This window comes from Streptomyces sp. LS1784 (assembly GCF_020103755.1).
Classification (GTDB): domain Bacteria; phylum Actinomycetota; class Actinomycetes; order Streptomycetales; family Streptomycetaceae; genus Kitasatospora.
Genome location: NZ_JAHSQD010000355.1, coordinates 1 through 8748 on the forward strand (window position 1 = coordinate 1; position 8748 = coordinate 8748).

Consider the following 8748-nt stretch of genomic DNA (forward strand, 5'->3'; position numbering starts at 1 on the left):
CGATCGCGGTGGCCGGCGGCCTGCTCGCGGTGGCCACCCTGCGCACCCCGCGCGCCGAGGGCGCGGCCCGCGAGGCGAAGTCCGCGACGGCGGCGTGAGGCCGTCCACCGTCCTCCCTCGGGGGCGGGCTCCCTCCGGGGCCGCCCCCGCAGGGCGTTCTCGTGCGGCTTCCGTACGTCGTGAAGGAGTGTTCGACGATGCACCCCGAGAAGATGCACCCCGAGAACCGTGCCGCCCCCGCCACCCCGCCGGCCGTCCTGCTGCGGGCGGTCCGGCACCCCGTCACCCGCTGTCTGATCGCCTGCCTGGCCTCGGCCGTCGCGGCCGCTGCCGCCGAACCGGCCGGCTCGCGCGCGGCCGGCGCCGGTTGCTCGGCGCGCCGTTCTTCCTGAATACCCTCCACAGGTATACGGTGACCGCCGCCGGGACACCCGCGACGCCCCGCAGGGAAGGCGGACCGCCACCATGCACGCGATCCTGCACGCGCTGTCCATCGCCGGGTCGATGACCTGGGAGATCACCTGGGCCCTGGTCCTCGGCTTCCTGCTCTCCGCCGTCGTCCAGGCCGTCGTCCACAAGACGACGGTCGTGCGGCTGCTCGGTGACGACCGCCCCCGCACCCTCGCCGTCGCCGCCGCCCTCGGCGCGTCCTCCTCCTCCTGCTCGTACGCGGCCGTCGCGCTGGCCCGCTCGCTGTTCCGCAAGGGCGCGAACTTCACCGCGGCGATGGCCTTCGAGATCGCCTCGACCAACCTGGTGGTCGAACTCGGCATCATCCTGGCCCTGCTGCTGGGCTGGCAGTTCACTGCGGCGGAGTTCGTCGGCGGACCGGTGATGATCCTGCTGCTCGCACTGCTGTTCCGGCTGTTCCTGAGCGAACGGCTGATCCGAGAGGCCCGCGAACAGGCGTCGTACGGGCGGGCGGGCTCGATGGAGGGCCATGCGGCGATGGACATGTCGGTGGCCGGGGAGGGCTCCTTCGCCCGACGGCTGCTCTCCGGGCGGGGCTTCGCCTCGGTCTCGCACGTGTTCGTGATGGAGTGGGCCGCCATCCTCAAGGACCTGGTGATCGGCCTGCTCATCGCCGGCGCCATCGCCGCCTGGGTCCCTGATTCGTTCTGGCAGGCCTTCTTCTTCGCCGACCATCCCCTGGCCGCCAAGCTGTGGGGCCCGCTGGTCGGCCCGCTGGTGGCGATCGCGTCCTTCGTCTGCTCGATCGGCAACGTGCCGCTGGCCGTGGTCCTGTGGAACGGCGGCATCAGCTTCGGCGGCGTGGTCGCGTTCATCTTCGCCGACCTGCTGATCCTGCCGATCCTGAACATCTACCGGAAGTACTACGGCCGCCGGATGGCCCTCTTCCTGCTCGGCACCTTCTACCCGGCGATGGTGCTGGCGGGCTACGCGGTGGAGTTGCTGTTCGGAGGGCTCGGCCTGATCCCGGACCAGCGGGCGGCGGAGATCCCGATGTCGGGTGTGGAGTGGAACTACACCACCTGGCTCAACATCGCGTTCCTGCTGCTGGCGCTGGGACTGCTCATCCGCTTCTTCCACACCGGCGGCGCCGCGATGCTACGGATGATGGGCGGCGCCCCGGACGCGGGCGGGCCCGCGGCCCACGACCACCACTGATGCTCAAGAGGTTGCGCGAGAAGTCGGCCTGGCCGACTTCTCGCGCAAACCCGTTCAGGCGTTTGGAATGTCGTCGGTCTTGATGGCGCTGACAAACGCCGTCCACGCCTCGGCGGTCGCCACTTCCGCCAAGCTCTCCGGCGCCCTCGACGCCATCCGCACCAGCCTCGCCCGGCTCTCGCTGGACGACGACCAGGCCGGCTACCTCGCCGACCACTTCAGCGAGGCCTCCGCCGGGCGGATCGTCCACCAGCTGGTCGAGTTCGGCGAGGTGCGTGCGATCGCCTTCATCGGCATCGAGTCCGCCCACCCGATCCACCTCTGCGGGGCGGCGCCCGAGTGATCGGTCGGCTCACCTGGCCCGCATCGAGATGTGGTGGTGTCTCGGCACCTTCCGTGCGGGACCGTCTCGGACCCGGACCAGGCACGCCGGGTCGCCGAGCTGCTCGACGAACTGGCGGTCATCCTGCTGCGCTGACCCGGCCCGCCCGTCGGACTTCCACAAGTTCGTCACAAGAGCGCCCGGCCGCTCCCCTCGACGGCCACGTCCCTGAAAGCATCGCTGCCGGGCATCGGGGAGGTGCCAGGGGTGCGATCGATGGGGGTTGCGATGAAGGCTCGGACCAGGGACGCGCGGCCGCCCGGCGAAGTCCGACGGCCCCCCGGAGAGGTCGTCCGCGTGCCGACGCAGGTCCTGTTCCTGCTGGCCGGGCTGGCCATCACCGTGCTCGGCTTCAACTGGTTCGTCGACGGCTACCACGCGGTGGGCGCCTACGAGCACGCCCCGGTGTGCGGCACGGCGGTGGCCACGCCCGGCGCGGACTGCGTACTGCGCGAGACCGGCAAGGTGACGGCGCGGGACGTCCTCACCGACTCCGACGGAGGCACCACCTACAAGCTGACCGTGGCACACGAGACGGGCCCCGCGCACACCTATGAGGTCGGCGAGGCCTTCTACGACGACGCGAACGTCGGTGTGGACGTGGACCTGGCGGTCTTCCGGGGGCGCGTGTCCGAGGTCTCCTACGACGGGCACCGCTCCCGGACCCCGAACACGCCCTGGCTGACCTCCCTCAAGGTGGCCCTCCTGGTCGGCCTGGGGGCGGCCCTCACCGCCCACGGCCTGACCCGGTGGCGTTCGGGCGCGGAATTGGGCCCCGCAGCCATCGGCGCCGCCATCGTCCTCTTCTCACACATCGGCAGCCTCGTCCTCATGACCGCGCAGTGGCCGCTCGCCGTCACCCTGGGCATCGCCGTCCTCGGGTGGCCGGTCGTGATCGCCGCGGGCATGGAGGCTCGGACGACTGACGCTCCCGGCCCCGACCCGGAAGGGCAACCTCTCTGGTGAACACTCTGGAACACCCGCCGCGTGACGGTGCTCTCCTGGCTTGCCTGGTGCGGGATCGCGGCGACGACGGACCGACGGTTCCGGCCTGGGCGAAGCGGCTCACCGTGCCGTTGCCGTCTCATTGGCCGGCGATCCAGAGTGAGCCCACCCGAGAGTGGGTCAGGAATCCGTAAGATCATGATCTTGCCGGACAACCTTTCCTTCCACGGCATCTCGACTACGCTCGCCAGGGTCACGGCCAAGATCGAACGAGGGGGGTACATCCATGCCGTACGAGATCGGCGCGAAGGTGAAGCTGACCATGGATGTGCAGGTCACCGCAGACGGCACAGCGGCCAGGACCGGCTTTCCCGGTCCGCTGTCCCTGGCCGAGGGCTTGCAGGGCATCGTCACGGGCTCGGCGAAGGAAGCCGGCGGCGTTGCCCAGGACCACCTCGCGAGCTTCGACCAGCAAATCCGCGGCCGCCAGTTCGATCCCTTCGCGGCCGGCCTGATCGAGAACCTTCGTCAGCAGGTCATCCAGCACTCGGCGTACGACGGCGGAGCCGGTGCTCGGATCAGGTACAGGGTGCGCTTCGAGAACGGGTTCGTTCTCAACGGTCTTGAAGAAGACTGGCTGACCGGAGCCTGAATACCCGCCACCGCGCCCCCGCAGGCCTGCGGGGGTGCGGTCACGTGGTGACGGACGGAACGCCGGCGAAGGGGCCTCGCCGGCCATTGTGCCGGTTCGGCGCTGCGATCAGCCCGGGTAGGTGATCGAGCCCAGCGGCGGGCAGGGGATGAGCATGGTGCCGACGCCGGGGCGTTCGACGAAAGCCCGGGCCGCGGCGGCCTGTTGGCGCCGGGCTTCCAGGTCGTCGGCGTACCAGGCGTCGTGCCTGGCGCGGGTGTAGTCCCACGTGCCGTCGATGAGACTGAGGCTGGTGTTGCCGGAGCTGCGCTGGAACTCCGCCTTGAGGGCGGCCTGCTGGAGTGCGGTCTGGGTCGCGGCGAGATCGATGCGGGTGATCAGGACGCCGAGGGTGTTCGGTTCGCGGGTCGGCATGGGGGCCTGCGGGAGCAGCGACACCCCGGTGTCGAGGCGGCCGATGTTGTCGACGGTCGCTTGCTGGGCGTCCCTCATCATGATCTGCATTTCCTGGTGCAGCCAGAAGAACTCGTCGAGGTCGGCCGGGGTGATGCGCATCCGCCGGTACAGGGCCTGGAAGCGGGGATCGTGGTGCAGCGGGCGTACGAGGGCGATGTGGAGGGCCACGCAGTCGTTGTAGCCGGCTGCCACCGCGGCGTCGAGGTGGTGGATGGCCTGGTCCGTCTGTCCGTGTGCGCAGGCCAGGCCGGCGAGGCCCGAATGGCCCGCAGCGGCGAGCCACGTGCCGTCGGGGCCGAGCGCCGTGGCACGCGCGACGATGTCGTGGAGGCCCCTGGTGCCCGCCACGGCGGGTCCCTTGGTCAGGTGCTCCACCAGCACTTCGTGAAGACGGGCGGCCAGTGAGTTGACGGTGTCGACCATGGATCTCCTCGGACCTCGGTGGTGAAGAGCTGCAGGGGCGTCGAGTCTGTGGCCGCCCTGTGGAGATGACGGGCGGACGGGGTGAGCGGTTCCTGCTCGTGCCCGGCCGTGATCACGAGAACTGCCGCCTGGACCACCGGGTTCGGGGACGGCAGCGGGCCGGGCGATCCGCGGTGGGATCGCCCGGCCCGTGCGGGGTGGCTGCTCAGTGCTGGTGGTCGCCGGCCGGCTCCTCGGTGGTGGGGGCGGGGGCGGCGGTGCCGTCGGCCGTCACGGTGAAGGCCGCCGTGCGGACGGTGCCCTGGTGCTTGAAGTCCAGGAAGAGGCGGTAGCTGCCGGTGCTCGGGGCGGTGGTGGTGAAGCCGATCTCCGGACCCGGGGCGGTGGTGTCCGGGTGGACGTGCAGGTAGGCGAGGTCGCCGGCGCGCAGTGCGACCAGGTGGCCGTATGCGCCGAGGTAGGGCTGGAGGTCGGTGACGGGCTTGCCGTCCTTGCTGACGCTCAGGGTGAGCCGGCCGCTGCGCCCGGGCGTGAGGTCGCCGCCCAGGGTGACGGTGTAGCCGTCGACGGTGACGGTCCGTCCGGTCTCCGGCAGCGGGGCGGGCCGCAGGTCGCCCGCGGCGTGCAGGTCGGCGCCGAGGGTGAGGCCCTCGGTGGCGCCGGCGGGGGTGAAGTCCGCGAAGACCCGGTACTCCCCGGCGGCGGGGACGGCGGTCGGGGCGCTCCAGGTGCCGTCGGCGGACAGTGCCGGATGCAGGTGCTGGAAGGTCGACAGGTCGCGTGGGGCGACGATCAGGTGCAGCTCCTTCTCGTGCTGCTGCTGGTAGGCGGTGACGGGCTTGCCGTCCGTGCCGAGGATGCGGAAGCGCAGGTCGGTGGGGGAGCCGGCGGTCACGAAGGGGTTCTCGACGCTGAGCGTGTAGCCGCGCTCGGAGACCTGGAGCCCGCCGGGCAGGTGCGCGGCGGTGGCGCCGGCCGTGGACTCCTCGCCGTGCCCGGCGTGCCCGGCGGTGGCGGGCCTGGGCGAGGGGCCGCTGCCGGTGGCGTGGCCGACGCCGAGGGCGAGGCCGAAGGCGGCGGCGAGTCCGGCGGCGAAGGCGGTGATGCGCAGCGGGGTGTTCATGACGGGGTTCTCCTCGTGGCGCGGGACGGAAGCGGAGCGAACGGGGCGGGCGCTCAGGCCCGCATGAGCCGGGCGATGGCCTGCGAGGCCTCGGCGACCTTGGCGTCCGCCTCGGCGCCGCCGGCCGCGATGGCGTCGTGGACGCAGTGGGCGAGGTGGGAGTCGAGCAGGTGCAGTGCGACGGACTGGAGGGCCTTGGTGGCGGCCGAGACCTGGGTCAGCGTGTCGATGCAGTAGGTGTCGGTGTCGACCATGCGCTGGAGGCCGCGGATCTGGCCCTCGACGCGGCGCAGTCGGCGCAGGAGCTGGTCCTTGTCGTTGTGGTAGCCGGCCATGGGGCCCTCCTCAGGATTCCGGCGGGAGTGCGGGGAGTGGTCGGCGGGACTGCGCGCCCCGCAGCTCGATACCCTTGAGTCAATACCCCATGGGGGTATCAAGTCAAGCGGATCGCCGTCCCGAAAAATACCTGCCAGGGGTATCGGTGAAGCCTTGCGGTCGATACCCCTCGGGGGTATAAATGAACCCGGCGCCGCCAGGTACCCCTCCTGGGTATGACGGCCCGGCCGCCGAACGTACCGCACGACGACTGTCACGAGGAGCGACGATGACTACGCAGGCACCCGCCTCCGCGGAGGTGGAACTCTCGATCGGCGGAATGACGTGCGCCTCGTGCGCGGCCCGCATCGAGAAGAAGCTCAACCGGATGGACGGGGTCACGGCCAGCGTCAACTACGCCACCGAGAAGGCGAAGGTCTCCTTCGAGGGCGGCGTCGAGGTCGCCGACCTGATCGCCACCGTCGAGGCCACCGGCTACACCGCCGCGCTGCCCAAGCCCCCGGTCATCGAGGGCGTGGACGCCGGGCAGGCCGAGCCGGCCGACGAACTGGCCCCGCTGCGCCAGAGGCTGTTCACCGCGGTGGCGCTCGCGCTGCCGGTCATCGCGATGGCGATGGTGCCGGCCCTCCAGTTCGACAACTGGCAGTGGCTGTCGCTGACCCTCGCCGCCCCGGTCGTCACCTACGCCGCCTGGCCGTTCCACCGGGCCGCGTTCACCAACGCCCGGCACGGCGCCGCGACCATGGACACCCTGGTCTCGCTCGGCACCGCCGCCGCGTTCCTCTGGTCGCTGTGGGCGCTGTTCTTCGGCGACGCCGGGATGCCGGGCATGCGGCACGGCTTCGAGTTCACCATCGCCCGCAGCGACGGCTCGTCCAACATCTACCTGGAGGCGGCGGCCGGCGTCACCGCCTTCATCCTGGCCGGCCGCTACTTCGAGGCGCGCTCCAAGCGCACCGCCGGGGCCGCCCTCAAGGCGCTGCTGGAACTGGGCGCCAAGGACGTGACGGTGCTGCGCGGCGGAGCCGAGGTGCGCATACCGATCGCCGACCTCGCGGTGGGCGACCGCTTCGTGGTCCGGCCGGGCGAGAAGATCGCCACCGACGGCGTGGTGGTGGAGGGCGCCTCGGCGGTGGACGCCTCGATGCTCACCGGCGAGTCCGTCCCCGTCGAGGTCGGGGTCGGCGACAACGCCACCGGCGCCACCGTCAACGCGGGCGGACGCCTGGTGGTCGAGGCCACCCGGGTCGGCGCCGACACCCAGCTCTCCCGGATGGCCAAGCTGGTCGAGGACGCGCAGAACGGCAAGGCCGCCGCGCAGCGCCTCGCGGACCGGATCTCCGCGGTCTTCGTCCCGATCGTGATCACCCTGGCGGTGGCCACCCTCGGCTACTGGCTGGGCACCGGCGAGGGCTGGACCGCCGCGTTCACGGCAGCAGTGGCCGTGCTGATCATCGCCTGCCCGTGCGCCCTCGGCCTGGCCACCCCGACCGCGCTGCTGGTCGGCACCGGCCGCGGCGCCCAGCTGGGCGTCCTGATCAAGGGCCCGGAGGTCCTGGAATCCACCCGCAAGGTCGACACCATCGTCCTGGACAAGACCGGCACCGTCACCACCGGCCAGATGACCCTGCTCGCGGTGCACGCCGCCGAGGGCGTGGACCAGGCCGAGGCGCTGCGCCTGGCCGGAGCCCTGGAGCACGCCTCCGAGCACCCGATCGCCCGGGCGATCGCCAACGCCGCCGCCAAGGCCGGCGAGCTGCCCGCCGTCGAGGGCTTCGAGAACGTCCCGGGCCTGGGCGTCCAGGGCGTGGTGGACGGCCACGCCGTGGTGGCCGGCCGGGAGGCCCTGCTGAACGAGTGGTCGCAGTACCTGCCCGAGGCGCTGGCCGAGGCCAAGCGCACCGCCGAGGCGGCCGGCCGCACCGCGATCGCGGTCGGCTGGGACGGTGAGGCCCGGGCCGTGCTGGAGGTCGCCGACGCGGTCAAGCCGACCAGCGCCGAGGCCGTCGACAGGCTGCGCGCACTGGGTCTGACCCCAGTGCTGCTGACCGGTGACAACCGGCTGGTCGCCGAGGCCGTGGCGGCCGAGGTGGGCATCGGGCCGGAGCACGTGATTGCCGAGGTCATGCCGCAGGACAAGGTCGACACCGTCAAGCGGCTGCAGGCCGAGGGCAGGGTCGTGGCGATGGTCGGCGACGGCGTCAACGACGCGGCCGCGCTCGCCCAGGCCGACCTGGGCCTGGCGATGGGCACCGGCACCGACGCCGCCATCGAGGCCGGCGACCTGACCCTGGTCCGCGGCGACCTGCTGGCCGCGGCGGACGCCATCCGGCTCTCCCGCAAGACCCTGGGCACCATCAAGAGCAACCTGTTCTGGGCCTTCGGCTACAACGTGGCGGCCCTCCCGCTGGCCGCGGCCGGCCTGCTCAACCCGATGATCGCGGGGGCCGCGATGGCCTTCTCCTCTGTCTTCGTGGTCGGCAACAGCCTCCGGCTGCGCCGCTTCCGCTGAGCCGCCGGTGCCGAACCCCCGGCCGAAGAACCGAGCCACTCTCCACCGCCGGGCCGAGGCCCCGGAGCCCCGCCAGGGTTCCGGGGCCCCGGCGCGTCCGCCGCCGCCGACTTCCGCCGGCGGATCACGCCCCCTCCGGCAGCTCCACCGCCTGCCAGCGGTACGCCGCGTCCTCCTGCCAGACCTGCAACTCGCCCTCCACCACCGCCGCCAGGCACAGCCGCCAGTCGTCGCCCATGGCCAGCGCGACCCGGGTGGCCGGGCGCAGCGTGGGCCGCCACCAGCGCGGC

General features: G+C 72.1%; 9 protein-coding genes. 6 read left to right on the forward strand and 3 right to left on the reverse strand.

The features are described 5' to 3' along the window. Nucleotides 1-197 precede the first annotated feature (197 nt). From KS423_RS30575 to KS423_RS30595, 5 genes are all read left to right on the forward strand, one after another. Complete coding sequence (locus tag KS423_RS30575; RefSeq protein WP_224283018.1) at nucleotides 198-392, forward strand: hypothetical protein; 195 nt, start codon at nucleotides 198-200, stop codon at nucleotides 390-392. Nucleotides 393-465: 73 nt separating this feature from the next. Continuing rightward, complete coding sequence (locus tag KS423_RS30580; RefSeq protein ID WP_224283019.1) at nucleotides 466-1629, forward strand: permease; 1164 nt, start codon at nucleotides 466-468, stop codon at nucleotides 1627-1629. Between the two features lie 82 nt (nucleotides 1630-1711). After that, on the forward strand, nucleotides 1712-1972 hold the full coding sequence (locus tag KS423_RS30585) for a hypothetical protein (protein ID WP_224283020.1): 261 nt from the start codon (nucleotides 1712-1714) through the stop codon (nucleotides 1970-1972). 336 nt (nucleotides 1973-2308) lie between these two features. After that, a complete protein-coding gene (locus tag KS423_RS30590) occupies nucleotides 2309-2977 on the forward strand; it encodes a hypothetical protein (protein ID WP_224283021.1) in 669 nt (222 codons plus the stop codon). A gap of 265 nt (nucleotides 2978-3242) precedes the next feature. Next, nucleotides 3243-3608 carry a hypothetical protein gene (locus KS423_RS30595; protein WP_224283022.1) on the forward strand — a complete coding sequence of 122 codons (366 nt, stop codon included), beginning with the start codon at nucleotides 3243-3245 and terminating at the stop codon, nucleotides 3606-3608. Between the two features lie 108 nt (nucleotides 3609-3716). On the opposite strand, the gene KS423_RS30600 is transcribed toward KS423_RS30595, so the two are convergent. From KS423_RS30600 to KS423_RS30610, 3 genes are all read right to left on the reverse strand, one after another. Then, nucleotides 3717-4487, reverse strand: a complete 771-nt coding sequence (locus KS423_RS30600) for a hypothetical protein (RefSeq protein WP_224283023.1) — start codon at nucleotides 4485-4487, stop codon at nucleotides 3717-3719. 205 nt (nucleotides 4488-4692) lie between these two features. Next, complete coding sequence (locus tag KS423_RS30605) at nucleotides 4693-5610, reverse strand: hypothetical protein (RefSeq protein ID WP_224283024.1); 918 nt, start codon at nucleotides 5608-5610, stop codon at nucleotides 4693-4695. Between the two features lie 53 nt (nucleotides 5611-5663). Then, entirely contained in the window at nucleotides 5664-6029 is a 366-nt protein-coding gene (locus KS423_RS30610; RefSeq protein ID WP_374120054.1) for a metal-sensitive transcriptional regulator, read from the reverse strand. Between the two features lie 185 nt (nucleotides 6030-6214). Between KS423_RS30610 and KS423_RS30615 the strand changes: the two genes are divergently transcribed. Then, nucleotides 6215-8458 (forward strand): cation-translocating P-type ATPase, encoded by a 2244-nt coding sequence (locus KS423_RS30615; RefSeq protein ID WP_224283026.1) that lies wholly within the window; start codon nucleotides 6215-6217, stop codon nucleotides 8456-8458. The last annotated feature ends 290 nt before the right edge of the window (nucleotides 8459-8748 follow it).

What these genes read in the sequence shown, in the direction of transcription:
- KS423_RS30575 (WP_224283018.1), top strand. Translation starts at nt 198, where the DNA reads ATGCACCCCGAGAAGATGCACCCCGAGAACCGTGCCGCCCCCGCCACC.
- KS423_RS30580 (WP_224283019.1), top strand. Translation starts at nt 466, where the DNA reads ATGCACGCGATCCTGCACGCGCTGTCCATCGCCGGGTCGATGACCTGG.
- KS423_RS30585 (WP_224283020.1), top strand. Translation starts at nt 1,712, where the DNA reads ATGGCGCTGACAAACGCCGTCCACGCCTCGGCGGTCGCCACTTCCGCC.
- KS423_RS30595 (WP_224283022.1), top strand. Translation starts at nt 3,243, where the DNA reads ATGCCGTACGAGATCGGCGCGAAGGTGAAGCTGACCATGGATGTGCAG.
- KS423_RS30600 (WP_224283023.1), bottom strand. Translation starts at nt 4,487, where the DNA reads ATGGTCGACACCGTCAACTCACTGGCCGCCCGTCTTCACGAAGTGCTG.
- KS423_RS30605 (WP_224283024.1), bottom strand. Translation starts at nt 5,610, where the DNA reads ATGAACACCCCGCTGCGCATCACCGCCTTCGCCGCCGGACTCGCCGCC.
- KS423_RS30615 (WP_224283026.1), top strand. Translation starts at nt 6,215, where the DNA reads ATGACTACGCAGGCACCCGCCTCCGCGGAGGTGGAACTCTCGATCGGC.